Here is a 14,234-nt window from a genome sequence, read left to right as displayed (position 1 = left end):
GTCTCTTGCCAGTGGTCCGGCATCAAGCTTCCGACGCCATCGCAGCTTCGCGGATCTCGGCCTCGTTGACCCTGGTGCCGTTGAAGAAGGCGTTCAGCACCACCGCCGACACCGATGCCAGAAGGATGCCCGACTCGATCAGCGGGTGGATGTCGTGCGGCATCCACATCTTGAAGTCGGGGGCGACGAGCGGGATCATGCCGAAGCCGATGGAGACCGCGACCACGAACAGGTTGTTGCGGTTGGTCTTGAAGTCGACATTGGACAGGATGCGGATGCCGGTCGCCGCCACCATGCCGAACATCACCAGCCCCGCACCACCGAGCACCACGGTGGGCAGCGCCTCGACCAGCGCGCCCATCTTGGGCACCAGTCCCAGGATCAGCAGGATCACGCCGCCGGCAACGCAGACAAAGCGGCTCTTGACGCCGGTGACGCCGACGAGGCCGACATTCTGCGAGAAGGAGGTGTACGGAAAGGTGTTGAACAGGCCGCCGATAATGGTGCCAAGACCATCGGTGCGCAGGCCCGCCGACAGCATCGGCTGGGTCACCTTGCGTCCGGTCATGTCGCCGAGCGCCAGGAACATGCCTGTCGATTCGATCATCACGACGATCATCACCAGCACCATCGTGATGATCAGGATCGGGTCGAAGATCGGCATGCCGAAGCGCAGCGGCGTGATGAGCTCGAACCACTCAGCCGAAGCGACCTTGTCGAAATGCATCATGCCGAGCGAAGCGGTGAGCACGCCGCCGATGAGGATGCCGAGCAGCACGGCGATGTTGGCGACAAACCCCTTGCCGAACTTGGCGATGACCAGGATCGACAGCAGCACGACCGCCGAGATCGCGACATTGACCAGCGGCGCATAGGCGGCGTTGGGCGCGGTTGCGGCGAGCGCAAGCTTGGCCGGGATCGGCGGGATGGTCGAGCCGGTGGCAGCCGCCATCTCGGTCACGGTCTGCAGCCATTCGGCATGCTCGGGCGCCACCAGCCGGGGCGCGGTCGGACCGACCGGGTTGCCGAATATCCAGTTGATGCCGATGCGCATCAGCGACGCGCCGATGACGACGATGATGGTGCCGGTGACAACAGGCGGAAAAAACCTGAGCATGCGGCTTACAAGCGGCGCGATCAGGAAGGCCACGATGCCGGCGCCGATGATGGCGCCGAAGATCATGCGGGCGCCGTCGGGGCCCTGATTGGCGTTGGCCATGGCGACCATCGGGCCAACGGCGGCGAAGGTGACGCCCATCATGACCGGCAGCTTGATGCCGAACCACTGGGTCGCGCCGAAGGACTGGATGATGGTGACGAGGCCGCAGACGAAAAGATCAGCGGAGATCAGGAAGGCGACCTGCTCCGGATCGAGCTTGAGGGCTCGTCCGATGATGAGCGGCACCGCGATAGCGCCGGCATACATGACCAGCACGTGCTGGATGCCGAGCGCGGCTAGGCGAGGCGCTGGCAGCACCTCGTCCACAGGATGAGTACTGTTGGACATGGCATTTGTTCCCCTTTTGCCAGCCGGTCCGAAGAATGCCGAAGAGGACCGGTTCCCTTCTCCCAAGGGATGGTGCAGGATCGTCTGGAACCGCCGTGCAGGCTATCAAGAATTGTTTGAAATCATCGCGTGAAATTCATGAAGATCGTCACCTGGAACATCAACGGCGTCCGTGCCCGTATCGAGAACCTTGTGCATTGGCTCAAGGAAAGCGATCCGGACATTGTCTGCCTGCAGGAAATCAAGACGGTCGACGAAGGCTTTCCACGTTTCGAGATCGAGGCGCTCGGCTACAATGTCGAAACCCACGGCCAGAAGGGCTTCAACGGCGTCGCGATCCTGTCCAAGCTGCGCTTCGACGAGGTCAATCGCGGCCTGCCGGGCGATGATGCCGACGAGCAGGCGCGATTCATCGAAGGCGTGTTCTCGACCGACAAGGGCGTGTTGCGCGTCGTGTCGCTCTATTTGCCCAACGGCAACCCCGTCGGCACCGAAAAATTCCCCTATAAGCTGTCATGGATGGCGCGGCTGGAGCGCTGGGCAACGCAGCGGTTGGCACTCGAAGAGGCGCTGGTGCTCGCCGGCGACTACAACGTCATCCCCGAGGCCATGGACGCCCGCAACATCGAGCTGTGGCTGGGCGATGCGCTGTACCAGCCTGAGACGCGGCAGGCGTTCCGCCGGCTGATCAACCTCGGCTTTACCGAGGCCGTGCGCGCGGTCACCGACCAGCCCGACGTCTATACCTTCTGGGATTACCAGGCCGGCGCCTGGCAGAAGAACAACGGCATCCGCATCGACCACCTGCTGTTGTCGCCGGAAGCCGCGAACCGCTTCGCCTCGGCCTCGATCGAAAAGCACGTCCGCGCCTGGGAAAAGCCGTCCGACCACGTGCCCGTGGCGATCGATCTCAATCTTCAGGCGGCGTGAGCCCCAGCCAGGGCTTCGGCCCTGGCACAACATGTCATGCTGTTGAAATACATCGGGCGACCGCCAGTGGCGGTCTTGCCAACAGGCGTATGCAATCCGGCAGCGGTAATCGTTCCGCCTACTGGTTGCCTTTGGTCAGGATGTCTTCGGCAAGCGAGATCGCCGTGCGGCGATCGGATTCGTCGGCCAGCGCAAATGCCTCTTCCTGCATGCCGCGGATCCAGGGCTGGTCGGAGGGCTGGGCGCGTTCGAGGGCCGCGGTCATCATGGCAAGGCCGCGCACCACCTTGCCGCTCTGGAACAAGAGATTGCCAAGCGTCGCCTGCGCGCCGGCATGGCCCTTTTCCGCCGCCAGCTGCAGCCAGCGGCCCGCCTGCTTGACCGACGCCTTCACGCCACCGTCGCCCTTGAGGAACATCTTGCCCATCTCATACTGGGCATTGGCATTGCGGTAGTTGGCGGCGGCGCGCATGTAATATTCCTGCGCGGCGACCGGGTTGGCCGAGACCGGGCTGCCCGGGATGCCTTCCTTCATGTAGCCACCGAGTGCCACGAGCGCATCGGAGACATAACTCTCCTCAGGCGAGCCGGGCTCGACATCCTGCTCGGCGATCTCGGTGAAGAATTTGAAGGCCTCGTAGTCGTCCTGGGCGACGCCGTCGCCTTCGGCATACATGCGTGCAAGCTTCCAGGTGGCGCCGATCTGGCCGTTTTCAGCAGCGTAGCGATAGGCCTCGACGGCCTGGTCCTTGTGACCGCTCTTGTAGGCGGAGAAGCCGAACTGGAACACAGCCCACGGGTTCGATTCCGGCTTCACGCCGGTCTTGTCGTCGAACACCTTGTCGTCGAACGCCAGTGCCTCGCCTGCGGCGCCCAACAGGGAGACCGCGACAAGCGCCGAAAAGGCTGATGCTCTTACCAACTCAGATATGCGCATGGCAGTACGTTTCTTCCGCCCACCTCGGTGGGTGACCGTGCCCTTGCCCTGCAGCTCGGACACAATTCCAGATCGTGCCCGGCTTTTCGGCCGGACCCGGATTCCATTCTTTCGCCCTCTCCACGCTTTCGCAGTCGGACCGCGCCAGGCCAGCCTCTGCGGCCGTCTGCGCCAGGTCCACGACATCGATCACATCAAGATGCGCGTTGTTTTCGACCAAACTACGGCCAAGGCGTTGCAAGAAATCGTGATCGGCGGCCAACTGCGCCGGCACGCTCGTGGAGTGTATGACGACGCCAATACTTCTGCGGGGCGCGCGAAAACTCGAAGCACGGCAGGAAAAGCGGCGTCCTAAGACCGATGCCGCCGTCTTTCGACGGCTGGGCAGCTTGGCCATGAAGGTCGCCTTGGCGTTCATTTCTGTTCCTGCCGCGACATCGCGACTTTGCTGTTGGATTCCATTGACAACGTCCCTCAACCGGGCGCTGGTCCGAAGACCCATTCGAGGTGCGCCGGGTTTATGGCGGGAAATTGGCAATGTCCCCGTCATGTTCCTTAGCCGATAGCTTGATTAAAAAGTGTTGCCGAATCGTCACAACTGTTGCCGACTTGCCGCGCCATGGTTTCTAGAACGGAAACGCGCGGGTCGGCGACAGGCCACAAAAAAGCCGGGCACGAGGCCCGGCTTTTTTTGATCAGATTGTGGAGGTTACCACTTCACGCTGTAGCCGGCTGAGACGGCGACGGACCAGTCGTTGCCGACAGCACGATTGAAGCCAAATGCCGGGTTGTTGGCAGGCACAGCAAGGCTATACTTATCTTCGGTAGCGGCAGTCAGATAAGACAGACCGAGGCCGGCGCGCAGTTCGCCGCCGATCTTGTCCTTCATCGAAACGCCGGCGCCAATCGTATAGGTATCGCTCTGAAGGTCCCAGCCGGTGCCGACACCACGGTCCCACGTTGCAAAGACCGTGCCGGAGATCGCATCAGTGAAGGCGTGGCCGATACCGCCCGTGACCGTCCAGCCGTCCTGCCAATTGTAGGTATTAATCCGAGTGGTGGGGCCGGGATTGAACTTGTTTAGAACAAGCAAGAGTCGCTCGTTCACCGACCAGTCTGTCCACTTCACACTACCGTATGCGAGCCAACCTGGAGCGATGCCGGACTGAACCTTCAACTCAACGCTCTGGGGAAGCTCCGCAAAGCCCTGCGCAACTGGTGCTCCGTTGGTCGTACCCTCTGCTGCCACATCGGTACCGGAGCGGTACATCAACTGAGCGCGCAGTGCGATTTCCGGAATTTCGTATGCAAGTCCAGCACGCCAACCGATATCGTTGTCCTTCAGCCTAACCGAAACGGTACCGCTGCCGCCAAGCAGAGTGTAGTCAACGTTTTCGACAAAAAGCCCGCCGAGAAACGATAGGCTTCCCTTGCCCAAGTCATACTTGAAGGCGCAGGTGGCGCCGTATTCCGTGACCGTAAAATCTTCTTCGAGCTTCGCCAGCGTTCCATTGCCAGGGAAGCGATAGGTCACGCCGCCGCCATAAGGCTGGCTCACTGTCCCGGCGCAGGAAAGCTGGTCAAAGAACTTGAACTTAACGGCAGCTGACGGGACGACATAAGTATCCGCGAAATTGTAGCCAGTACCGTCCGCGTAGCCATTTACAGTGAATTCGCGGTGCGGCTTGACCACGACGACGCTGGTACGCAGGTTAAAGTTGCCCTGTTCAAACAGGATGTCCGTATCGGCCGTGCCGCGCGAAAAACCGCCAGCCTGGGCTGTGCCTGCCGCAACGATCGTCAGCGCCGTTGCCCCCAGCAGCGCTTTGAGACGCGAAATGTTCATGGTGGTCCTCTCCCGAATGCCTCGTGACGAGAATTGAACGAATTCAGACTGCTCACGCAACATTGATTTTTTGCAAACATTGGCGGCCCAGCGGCAGGGGCATGGCAGGGGTCATCGCCTTCCGCTTACGCAAACGTCAATTTTAGCCAATTCCGCATCATTCGATCCTGAATCTCCAGGGAAATCCGGAACCGGAATGCAAAAACAGCCCGAAATCGGGCTGTTTTGGAGGCTTGTTACATTATGGCAACAATCGGGCGCAAAATAGTTACATTGGCCACAATTTACGCAGCGACATGCCTTTTCTGACGGCACAAGCAAAGCCTGCCGCAACGTCATCGCGCGGCAGGTTTTGAGCTTCGAATCGTCAGCCGGCGTCGCGCACGCGCGACAGCGCCGTGTCGAGCTTTTCCTGCGTCCGGCGGTAGTCCTCGAGCTTTTCGCGCTCGGCTGCGACGATCTCTTCCGGAGCCGAAGCGACGAACTTCTCGTTCGACAGCTTCTTGTGCAGCCGGGCGATCTCCTCGGTCGTCTTGGCGAGCTCCTTCTGCAGGCGCGCCGCTTCGGCGGAGAGGTCAATCAGGCTGCCGAGCGGCAGGCAGGCAGTGGCTTCGCCGGCGACGATCTGGGCCGCTCCCTTGGGTGCCGCCGCCTCATGCGTGATCTCGCCGACGCGGGCGAGGCGCGCAATCGCCGACTGATGGCGCTTCAGGCGCTCCAGCGTCTCGGCATTGGCCCCGACGAAGACGAGCGGCGCGATCGCCGCCGGCGGCACGTTCATTTCGGACCGAACCGAGCGGATGCCGCTGACGAGATCGACGAGCCAGTTGATCTCGGCCGCAGCGCCCACGTCCTCGAAATCAGGCGCCGGCCATGCAGCGTGGCACAGAAGCGACGTGCGCTCCTTGCCCTCGCCGGCGGTGTGCGCCCACAGCTCCTCGGTCATGAACGGCATCATCGGATGCAAGAGCTTGTAGATCTCGTCGAGCACGAAAGCCGCGACCGCCTGGCTTTCCGTCTTGGCGGACTCGTCCTCGCCCATGAAGATCGGCTTGAGCAGTTCGAGGTACCAGTCGCAGAAGGTGTTCCAGACGAAACGATAGGCAGCACCAGCCGCCTCGTTGAAGCGGTAGGTGGTGATCGCCGCAGTCACCTCGCGCGTCGCGCGGGTCAGTTCGGTCAGGATCCAGCGGTTGACGGTCAGCTTGGCGTCGTTGAGCCAGAATTCGTCATTGCGCGCGACACCGTTCATCTCGGCAAAGCGCGTGGCATTCCACAGCTTGGTGCCGAAGTTGCGGTAGCCGGCAATGCGGGCCGGATCGAGCTTCACGTCGCGGCCCTGCGCGGCCATGATCGCCAGGGTGAAGCGCAGCGCGTCGGCGCCGTACTCGTCGATCAGCTCCAGCGGATCGATGACGTTGCCCTTCGACTTCGACATCTTCTGGCCGTTCTTGTCGCGAACCAGCGCATGGACGTAGACCGTGTGGAACGGCTCCTCTTCCATGAAATGCAGGCCCATCATCATCATGCGGGCGACCCAGAAGAAGATGATGTCGAAGCCGGTCACCAGCACGTCGGTCTGGTAATAGGTTTCGAGCTCGGGCGTCTTGTCCGGCCAGCCGAGCGTCGAGAACGGCCACAGCGCCGACGAGAACCAGGTGTCGAGCACGTCCTCATCGCGGGTCAGGATCTTGCCCGGTTCGAAATTCTCGAGGCGCTCCTCGACCCAGGCCTTCCACGGCCCTTCAAGCGCGAGATAGTGCTGGATCGCTGCATCGAGGGCTTCTTCCTCGCTGCGCTCGACGAAGACCTGGCCGTCCGGGCCATACCAGGCCGGGATCTGGTGACCCCACCACAGCTGACGCGACACGCACCAGGGCTGGATGTTCTCCATCCAGTCGAAATAGGTCTTTTCCCAGTTCTTGGGCACGAAGTTGGTGCGGCCCTCGCGCACCGAGCGCAAGGCAGGCTTGGCCATCTCGGCGGCGTTGACGTACCACTGGTCGGTCAGGAACGGCTCGATCGGCACGCCGCCACGGTCGCCATGCGGCACCATGTGCTTGTGGGGCTCGATCTTGTCGAGGAAACCGCCCTCTTCCATGATCTGGACGATCAGCTTGCGCGCCGCGAAGCGGTCGAGGCCGTGCAGTTGCGCCCACACGCCGTCGCGCATCTCGGTGCGCTCGACGCCTTCGAGGAACTCGTCGTTGTCGACGATGTTGATGTTGGCCTCGACGGTCAGGATGTTGATCTGCGGCAGGTTGTGGCGCTTGCCGACCTCGAAGTCGTTGAAGTCATGTGCCGGCGTGATCTTGACCGCGCCCGACCCCTTTTCCGGATCGGAATATTCGTCGGCGACGATGGGGATCCTGCGGCCGACGATCGGCAGCACGACGTGTCTGCCGACGAGGGCTGCGTAGCGCTCGTCTTCGGGATGGACGGCAACGGCGGTATCGCCGAGCATCGTCTCAGGCCGCGTGGTCGCAACCGTGATGTAGGTCGCCGGGTTCTCCGGATCGTAGACCTCACCTTCGACAGGATAGCGGAAGTGCCAGAGATTGCCGTTGATCTCGTGCTGCTCGACCTCGAGATCGGAAATCGCGGTCAGGAGCTTCGGATCCCAGTTCACAAGGCGCTTGTCCTTGTAGATCAGGCCCTGCTTGTGCAGCGTCACAAACACCTCGATGACGGCCTTGGACAGGCCCTCGTCCATGGTGAAGCGCTCACGCGACCAGTCGCAGGAGGCACCCAGCCGCTTCAGCTGGTTGAAGATCATGCCGCCGGACTCGTCCTTCCACTCCCAGACCTTGTCGACGAACTGCTCGCGGGTCAGGTCGCGGCGATGGATCTGCTTTTCCATCAGCTTGCGCTCGACCACCATCTGGGTGGCGATGCCGGCATGGTCCATGCCGGGCTGCCACAGCACGTTCTTGCCACGCATGCGCTCGAAGCGGACCAGAATGTCCTGCAGCGTGTTGTTCAGCGCATGGCCCATATGCAGCGAGCCGGTGACATTGGGCGGCGGGATGACGATGGTGAACGGGTCGGCACCCTCGGGCGCGCCGGCGCCTGCCTTGAAGGCGTCGGCATCTTCCCAGGCCTTGGCAATCCTGGGTTCGACTGTTTTGGCGTCGTAGGTCTTCTCAAGCATCGGAATTGGTTCCGTTTTGGTCCGGATCTGTTGGTCCGGTGTAAATCGGATGGGTGCAACCAAGTCAACAGCGCGGCAAGCACCAGCCGGAAACGAAAACGCCGCCCGAAGGCGGCGCTTTCATGTCGGCAGAGCCGAAATCACTGTGCGCCGCGTGCCACGCGTTCGATCTCTTCGCGTACCAGCCGTTCGACCAGCGTCGGCAGGTTGTTGTCCAGCCAGTCCTGCAGCATCGGCCGCAGCATCTCGGTGGCGATGTCGTCGAAGGACTTGCGGCTGCGCGCCGCGTACGCGTCGTTGAGCTCGCCGAAAGCCGCTGAGATCTGGCGACCCGCCTGTTCCGAGATGATCGCAGGCTTCGGCGCGGCCAGCTCTTCGGCCATGGCAGGCTCCGGCGTTGCCACTACGGTCTGGGCAACGACCTGAGGTGTCTGCTTCTCCGCTTCGCGCGGACCAGCCAGGCGCTCCATCTGCTCGACGGCGATCGTCGACTGCGGCGCCCAGCTTGCGGCAGCCGGACGGGTTGCGGCGGGCATCTCCACGATGGGCGCCGGTGTCTCGACGACGGGCGCTGGCGCCTCGGCGACGGTTGAGCGCATGGGCATTGCGGTGGCCGCCGCGACCTTCGGCTCTGCCGACGGCCACTTCGCGGGCTCGTCGCGCCGCGGCACTTCCTGCTTCGCGGCCATCGGTACGGCCTCTGCCGGCTTCACATCGACCGGCGCGGCCTTGGGCGCCTGGAACTCGGCCCGGAATGCCTCGACTTCGATGATGTTGCGGTCGCTGCGGTCGTCTTCGGGCTCCGGCCGCATCTGTTCGAAATCAACCGCCGGACGGCGTCCGGTATCGTTGTCTTCGATGATCCTGCGGATGGAAGCGAGAATCTCTTCCATCGAGGGTTCGCGCTGAGCGCTGCTAGCCTGAGCCATCGTCACATCCGCCGCCTTTGTGACAGGATACAAAATGCGCCCGCCGAAACGGGCGTCGAATCAGAGCCCAAGCGTAGCCGACTGATTCCCCTTCGAGAATCCCCAATCGGACACCCCTGGCGATTTCAACAGAATACAGTGTCCCGGCCGCTCGTCGGCAAAACGAAAACGGGCGCCTGCTCCATAGGAGCAGACGCCCGCCTGATCAGGTAGCCGGCTCGCTGAAGCTCAGCGGCCGTCCGGCGTGCGGAGACCGATCCACTTGTCCTTGACGGCGTTGTAGTGCTCTTCCGGCTTGTACTTGGTCACCTGCAAATTGAGCCGCTCGACCGACAGATTGCCGGCGGCCGACAGGATGGCATAGCTCGCCACCACGACATCGCGCTCGGCGGTCGCCAGGTTGATCTGGGCGTCGATGACGTCCCTCTGCGAGTTGAGCACGTCGAGCGTCGTGCGCTGGCCGACATTGCGCTCCTCGATAACGCCATTAAGCGCCAGCTGTGCTGCCGAGATCACTTCGCGGTTTGCCGCCACCGCCTCACGCGCCGCCGCGTACTGCGTCCAGGCGGACGTCACCGCCTGACGAACCTGGTCGCGGCTGACATCGACTTCGATGCGGGCCTGGCCAAGCGATTCCTTGGATTGACGCACGGTCGCTGAAGCGCGGCCACCCTGATAGATCGGCACAACGAGCGATGCGCCGATATTGGCCGAGGTCGTCCAACCGTCCGGCGAGGTGATGCTGTTCGGTGAATTGTCGCGATGGACCTGCGAAATGCCGGCCGATGCCGACAGTTGCGGCAACAGCGCGCCTTCGGCCGATTTCACCGAGAAGCCCGCCGCGTCGACGAGATATTCGGTCGCCTGGATCGCCGGATGCTGATCGGCCGCCAGTGCTACAGCGCTGTCGAGGCTCTTGGGCAGAAGCTTGGACAGCGGCGCTGCCCCCTTCAGGTTCTTCGGGTCTTCGCCGACGAGTCGGCGATAGGTCGCAGCACTTGCCAGTGCCTGGGCGCGGGCAGCGGCCAATTGCGCAAGCGCCGACGACCGCGAGGCATCGGCCTGCGCCACGTCGGTACGGGTGCCCTCACCCACGTCGAAACGCGAACGGGCAGCGCGAACCTGTTCGCCGAGGAACTGCAAATTGCGTTCCCTGAGCGCCGCGATCTGGCGGTCGCGGATCACATCCATATAGGCGCTCGCCGCATCGAACAGGATGTTCTGCTCGGTATTGCGCAAGCTCTGGTTCTGGGCGCGCACACGCGCCTCGGCAGCTGCAACGTTGTTCTTGGTCTGGAAACCGTCGAACAGCGACTGCTTGATCTCGATGCCGAACGAGCCGGTCGTCAGGTGACTCGTCGAGTCCCGCCGCGTCGTCGAATAATCGATACTGGCGGAGCCATTGATCGTCGGCCGATAGCCCGACTTGGCGATCGCCACACTTTCATCGATGACACGCACCCCGGCGCGGGCCGAATTGAGCTGGGAGTTGTTCTGATATGCCTTGGCCAAGGCCCCGAGGATCGTTTCCGCGGAGGCCGACAGCGGCGAAAGCGCCGTCGCGGAAACCAAAGCTACGGCAAACACACTTCTACGGAAAAACGACACGCGCGTCCCTCATTCATTCTGCGGCGAGCTGCCCGAAGACAGCTACTAATGCCCCTCGCCGAATCCGACAACAAGCGACCAATCTGGACTAGCACAGTCCAGAATCAATCACCCTCGTCCGCTCCTTAGATCATCACGACGCATTGCCCGCCGCAAGAAAAAGGAGATCAGAACTCAAATTCGTGTGTGCGATTGAAGCCGGGTAGTGGCTTAACTGCCGCATTGAAAGCACGACGCGCCGTCACTACGGCACCATCCTTGAGGAAGACGCTGGCGACGCCGGCGTTGCCGCGACCCTCTACGACGACCAGACGGCCGCCGTCCTTGAGCTGGGCAAGCAGTGCCTCGGGGACCTGCTCGACGCTGCCGCCGACGAAGATCACGTCATATGGCGCCTGCGACGGATAGCCGGCAGCGAGAGGTGCCGTTACCACGACGACATTATCATGGCCGAGTGACGAAAGCGTCGATGTCGCCTTTGCGGCAAGCGTGGCATCGCTTTCGAGCGCGATCACCGAGCTGGCGATGCGCGACAGCACCGCCGAGGAATAACCCGTGCCGCAACCGACATCGAGAACGAAGTCGCTCGGCGCAATTTCTGCCAGCTGTGCCAGCTTGGCGAAGGGCGACGGCTCCATCAGATAGCGCGGCTGATCGGCATCGGCGGTCGCGCCGTAGCGCATGTCTTCGTCGATATAGGCAAGCTCGCGATGGCCGCTGTCGACGAATTCTTCGCGCGGCACGGACAGCATAGCTGAAAGAATGGCTGCGTCGGTCACGTCGGTGGTGCGGACCTGGCCGTCCACCATCTTCACGCGACGTTCGGAAAAATCAGCGTTCATGTTCAACTGGTCCGCCTTCGGCGCGTGATGCGCAACTATAACTGCCCGAATGGGTCCTCGGCGGCGGTTGCCGAGGAAGCTGGAGGCCTCGCCCGGAATCGAACCGGGGTGCAAGGATTTGCAGTCCTCTGCGTAACCACTCCGCCACGAGGCCTCGCCGCTTCGGGCGTCTACAGCGCTCCAATAGGTTGCCAGGATTCCGCCGTCAAGCGGGAGACGACTCTTTCTCCGTGGGTTTTGGCTGCCGCCACGGCAAAGGACCTGGGAAAGGCTCAGCAAAGGATTTGATCATGCACCGCAGCAGCAAGAATCGCAGCAACGCCCTTGTTTTCCCTCCAGACGCGGCTCGGCCAACGCCTTCGCAACGTGCCCGGGCGGTGCAAGGGCGATGTCGGGCGATTCCCTGGCGTCGCTTGCGCTAGTTCGCTGGCCGCTTGCGCCGCTCCCACCAGATGATCAGCCTGCGGCGTACGCGGCGGACGACATGGAATTCGTGCGACAGGACCAGAAGTCCGAGCGGAATCATCCAGAAGCCAAGCACCGGCAGGAAGCCCAGCAGGCCAAAGAAGCAGAGAGCGACGCCGATGCCGATGCGCACCCCGCGCGAACGCGGCATGGCGAATTCGCGGCCGAAGATCGAAATCTTGCGTCTGGGTGGCTGCTGGGGGCTGGCGCTGGTCATTTTCCCTGCATTTGCTCGGTGAAGCCTGTGCGCCCGAATGACGCGCCAAGCCGGCGAAAGGCTTGGTAAGGCGGACATATGAGGCCGTCCCGGGGTGATTACCAGAAAGCTGTCTGGGAAAAACTCGCAAAAAGGTTCGATTACCGCTTTGCAAATCGGATTCCCGTTGCTATACGCCGCCTCGTTCACACCAGAGCGCTGTTCCCCGGTAGCTCAGTGGTAGAGCAACCGGCTGTTAACCGGTTGGTCGCTGGTTCGAATCCGGCCCGGGGAGCCACCTGCCTCTAAGCAGGTCTTAGAAATCCCAGAATTCCGCGGTTCTTAATGGCTAAGCCTACTCCCGTGTTGCACGTTTTGTTGCACGAATCGGAGCCAAAAAGCCTGGTTGCTGCGAATCGTCCATTGACCGCCCAGACCAACAAGGAATAAATCCCTCTCCGTGCGGCGACCTCACACCTTCAGGAGGCCGCTATGGAAATGGAATGTTCGGCCCTCGTGGGGAAGGCCTATTACGAAATCAAGCTCGACGACATCGCCGAATGGTGGGTCTTGGGCGGGCGCGGCGCCTGCTGTAGCCACTTCTTGCGCTGCACACGCTGCGGCAACAAACACCACAACCGGATTTACATTGCTGGTAAGCTGCCGCGGTGATCGCGGGGAGCGTCAGCATGGTCGAGAAACCAAGAGACATTCGCGCCGGGGATACCATCACGATTGAGGTCGAGGTCGTGGACACCTGGGACGATGGGAGAATCACCTTTCAACTGACCGGCTACCCGGTCCCGATCACGATCAGCGCTGAGTGCCCGGACATCGTGACGATTGATCCGACGAGCCCATCTAGACAGAAGGGACGCAGGCGATGAAGTCCCCAAGGGAACGGGCAGCACGCGCCCTTTGTCGATTGGACGGCCATCCTGAAAACATCAAGTTCGAGGGCGCCCCGATGTGGCAGTCCTACCTGCCACAGGTTGATGCAGTCCTCGAAGCGGCGTTGTCGGCCGAGGAATTGGCGCGTGTTCGAAGCGAAGGCCCATAAACGAAAAAGCCCCGCCACCTTTCGGTGACGGGGCGGTTTGCTGACAGCAGCAGAGTTACTCTGCCAGCGTAAAGTCCACATAGAACTCCTTGCCGGCTTCGAACTGATCGATCGCCGACGGGTTGGTGACGAACAGCCTCACCTCTCCGCTTGGCGTCCACTTGGACCAGGTCTTGTTCTCTTCACTGTCGCCATAGACAGGAATCAGATGGATCTGGGCTGTACGCTCATTTGGATCACCCGAGTTCAGCGGGGTCACGGTAAAGCACTTCATTTTTGCGCGGACCGTCATCGGTCTTCTCCTTGGTTGATACCCGGTACCGCCGGGCGCGGACTAGTTCTCGCCTTCAAGCGCTACGCCGGTCCCTGCCCGGGTTGTCTTGTCGATCGATGATCTTGTCGAGCCGATCGCCCAGCCGGTCGATCGCCACCACGATCCGCTCTTCGACTTCCTTGATGGCGGCATTGGTGGCGTAGTTCTTCGCCACCTCGAGCTTGAAATCGGCAAGTTCCTGCGCACCCTTTGCCCGAATGGTTTCCGCCCTTTCGGCAAGGTGTTTGATCGCCTCATGAGCCGTCGCCAACGACACGGCGATTTCGGCAAGCTTGGCGTCGTGGCCCGCTACCCGATGCAAGGCGGTGACCCAGGCGGCAATCCCGGCCCCGAACCCCACGATCAGCGTAACCATGGTGCCGATGTTGATCGTGAAATCGAAGGTCATTCCCAGCACCCCTGCCGCTGGCCGTTACGGTCGTTGCCCGC

At 62.0% G+C, this 14,234-nt stretch carries 15 protein-coding genes and 2 tRNA genes; 5 read left to right on the top strand and 12 right to left on the bottom strand.

Annotated features, from left to right (window positions below; all coding sequences use genetic code 11):
- Positions 1-22: 22 nt before the first annotated feature.
- Positions 23-1,507: a nucleobase:cation symporter-2 family protein gene (locus tag N7E70_RS16110; protein WP_263006958.1), complete on the bottom strand. Its 1,485-nt coding sequence runs from the start codon at positions 1,505-1,507 to the stop codon at positions 23-25.
- Between N7E70_RS16110 and N7E70_RS16105 the strand changes: the two genes are divergently transcribed.
- Entirely contained in the window at positions 1,500-1,640 is a 141-nt protein-coding gene (locus tag N7E70_RS16105; protein WP_157097079.1) for a hypothetical protein, read from the top strand. The two genes, N7E70_RS16110 and N7E70_RS16105, sit on opposite strands and share 8 nt — an antisense overlap.
- A 5-nt stretch (positions 1,641-1,645) precedes the next feature.
- Positions 1,646-2,437 (top strand): exodeoxyribonuclease III, encoded by a 792-nt coding sequence (gene xth, locus N7E70_RS16100; protein WP_067961597.1) that lies wholly within the window; start codon positions 1,646-1,648, stop codon positions 2,435-2,437.
- A 118-nt stretch (positions 2,438-2,555) separates the two neighbouring features.
- On the opposite strand, the gene N7E70_RS16095 is transcribed toward xth, so the two are convergent.
- The 9 genes from N7E70_RS16095 to N7E70_RS16055 form a co-directional block, all read right to left on the bottom strand.
- Positions 2,556-3,374 (bottom strand): tetratricopeptide repeat protein, encoded by an 819-nt coding sequence (locus N7E70_RS16095; protein WP_067961595.1) that lies wholly within the window; start codon positions 3,372-3,374, stop codon positions 2,556-2,558.
- Positions 3,361-3,792 (bottom strand): hypothetical protein, encoded by a 432-nt coding sequence (locus tag N7E70_RS16090; RefSeq protein ID WP_263006957.1) that lies wholly within the window; start codon positions 3,790-3,792, stop codon positions 3,361-3,363. Before N7E70_RS16090 ends, N7E70_RS16095 begins: the two co-directional genes overlap by 14 nt.
- 291 nt (positions 3,793-4,083) lie before the next feature.
- The gene (locus tag N7E70_RS16085; RefSeq protein WP_263006956.1) at positions 4,084-5,220 is read right to left on the bottom strand and encodes an outer membrane protein transport protein; all 1,137 of its coding nucleotides are present in this window, start codon (positions 5,218-5,220) and stop codon (positions 4,084-4,086) included.
- A gap of 367 nt (positions 5,221-5,587) precedes the next feature.
- Positions 5,588-8,371, bottom strand: coding sequence for a valine--tRNA ligase (locus N7E70_RS16080; protein ID WP_263006955.1), 2,784 nt, complete (start codon positions 8,369-8,371; stop codon positions 5,588-5,590).
- A gap of 140 nt (positions 8,372-8,511) precedes the next feature.
- The gene (locus N7E70_RS16075) at positions 8,512-9,300 is read right to left on the bottom strand and encodes a PopZ family protein (RefSeq protein WP_154384040.1); all 789 of its coding nucleotides are present in this window, start codon (positions 9,298-9,300) and stop codon (positions 8,512-8,514) included.
- A gap of 228 nt (positions 9,301-9,528) precedes the next feature.
- Positions 9,529-10,908, bottom strand: coding sequence for a TolC family outer membrane protein (locus N7E70_RS16070; RefSeq protein WP_263006954.1), 1,380 nt, complete (start codon positions 10,906-10,908; stop codon positions 9,529-9,531).
- A gap of 167 nt (positions 10,909-11,075) precedes the next feature.
- Positions 11,076-11,750, bottom strand: coding sequence for a protein-L-isoaspartate O-methyltransferase family protein (locus N7E70_RS16065; protein WP_154384242.1), 675 nt, complete (start codon positions 11,748-11,750; stop codon positions 11,076-11,078).
- 80 nt (positions 11,751-11,830) lie between these two features.
- Positions 11,831-11,904 (bottom strand) — tRNA-Cys (locus N7E70_RS16060).
- Between the two features lie 264 nt (positions 11,905-12,168).
- Positions 12,169-12,432: a hypothetical protein gene (locus N7E70_RS16055; protein WP_067961585.1), complete on the bottom strand. Its 264-nt coding sequence runs from the start codon at positions 12,430-12,432 to the stop codon at positions 12,169-12,171.
- 202 nt (positions 12,433-12,634) lie between these two features.
- Here N7E70_RS16055 and N7E70_RS16050 point away from each other — a divergent pair.
- The 3 genes from N7E70_RS16050 (at position 12,635) to N7E70_RS16040 (ending at position 13,298) form a co-directional block, all read left to right on the top strand.
- Positions 12,635-12,709 (top strand) — tRNA-Asn (locus N7E70_RS16050).
- 194 nt (positions 12,710-12,903) lie between these two features.
- Positions 12,904-13,083 carry a hypothetical protein gene (locus N7E70_RS16045; RefSeq protein WP_263006953.1) on the top strand — a complete coding sequence of 60 codons (180 nt, stop codon included), beginning with the start codon at positions 12,904-12,906 and terminating at the stop codon, positions 13,081-13,083.
- Positions 13,084-13,100: 17 nt separating this feature from the next.
- Complete coding sequence (locus tag N7E70_RS16040; protein WP_263006952.1) at positions 13,101-13,298, top strand: hypothetical protein; 198 nt, start codon at positions 13,101-13,103, stop codon at positions 13,296-13,298.
- 228 nt (positions 13,299-13,526) lie between these two features.
- Here N7E70_RS16040 and N7E70_RS16035 read toward each other — a convergent pair whose 3' ends face one another.
- Both N7E70_RS16035 and N7E70_RS16030 read right to left on the bottom strand, forming a co-directional pair.
- On the bottom strand, positions 13,527-13,763 hold the full coding sequence (locus N7E70_RS16035; protein WP_263006951.1) for a hypothetical protein: 237 nt from the start codon (positions 13,761-13,763) through the stop codon (positions 13,527-13,529).
- A gap of 55 nt (positions 13,764-13,818) precedes the next feature.
- Positions 13,819-14,193 (bottom strand): hypothetical protein, encoded by a 375-nt coding sequence (locus N7E70_RS16030; protein WP_263006950.1) that lies wholly within the window; start codon positions 14,191-14,193, stop codon positions 13,819-13,821.
- Positions 14,194-14,234: the final 41 nt, after the last annotated feature.

Origin of the sequence: Aminobacter sp. NyZ550 (assembly GCF_025628925.2) — a bacterium.
In the GTDB taxonomy this organism is placed as follows: Bacteria; Pseudomonadota; Alphaproteobacteria; order Rhizobiales; family Rhizobiaceae; genus Aminobacter; species Aminobacter ciceronei.
The sequence above is the reverse complement of the archived record's forward strand: the minus strand, read 5'-3'. Positions and strand labels throughout refer to the sequence as shown.

Bases quoted from the DNA above. Each gene is read 5' to 3' on its own strand.
- N7E70_RS16110 (WP_263006958.1), bottom strand. From the start codon at position 1,507: ATGTCCAACAGTACTCATCCTGTGGACGAGGTGCTGCCAGCGCCTCGC.
- xth (WP_067961597.1), top strand. From the start codon at position 1,646: ATGAAGATCGTCACCTGGAACATCAACGGCGTCCGTGCCCGTATCGAG.
- N7E70_RS16095 (WP_067961595.1), bottom strand. From the start codon at position 3,374: ATGCGCATATCTGAGTTGGTAAGAGCATCAGCCTTTTCGGCGCTTGTC.
- N7E70_RS16090 (WP_263006957.1), bottom strand. From the start codon at position 3,792: ATGAACGCCAAGGCGACCTTCATGGCCAAGCTGCCCAGCCGTCGAAAG.
- N7E70_RS16085 (WP_263006956.1), bottom strand. From the start codon at position 5,220: ATGAACATTTCGCGTCTCAAAGCGCTGCTGGGGGCAACGGCGCTGACG.
- N7E70_RS16080 (WP_263006955.1), bottom strand. From the start codon at position 8,371: ATGCTTGAGAAGACCTACGACGCCAAAACAGTCGAACCCAGGATTGCC.
- N7E70_RS16075 (WP_154384040.1), bottom strand. From the start codon at position 9,300: ATGGCTCAGGCTAGCAGCGCTCAGCGCGAACCCTCGATGGAAGAGATT.
- N7E70_RS16065 (WP_154384242.1), bottom strand. From the start codon at position 11,750: ATGAACGCTGATTTTTCCGAACGTCGCGTGAAGATGGTGGACGGCCAG.
- N7E70_RS16055 (WP_067961585.1), bottom strand. From the start codon at position 12,432: ATGACCAGCGCCAGCCCCCAGCAGCCACCCAGACGCAAGATTTCGATC.
- N7E70_RS16045 (WP_263006953.1), top strand. From the start codon at position 12,904: ATGGAAATGGAATGTTCGGCCCTCGTGGGGAAGGCCTATTACGAAATC.
- N7E70_RS16040 (WP_263006952.1), top strand. From the start codon at position 13,101: ATGGTCGAGAAACCAAGAGACATTCGCGCCGGGGATACCATCACGATT.
- N7E70_RS16035 (WP_263006951.1), bottom strand. From the start codon at position 13,763: ATGACGGTCCGCGCAAAAATGAAGTGCTTTACCGTGACCCCGCTGAAC.
- N7E70_RS16030 (WP_263006950.1), bottom strand. From the start codon at position 14,193: ATGACCTTCGATTTCACGATCAACATCGGCACCATGGTTACGCTGATC.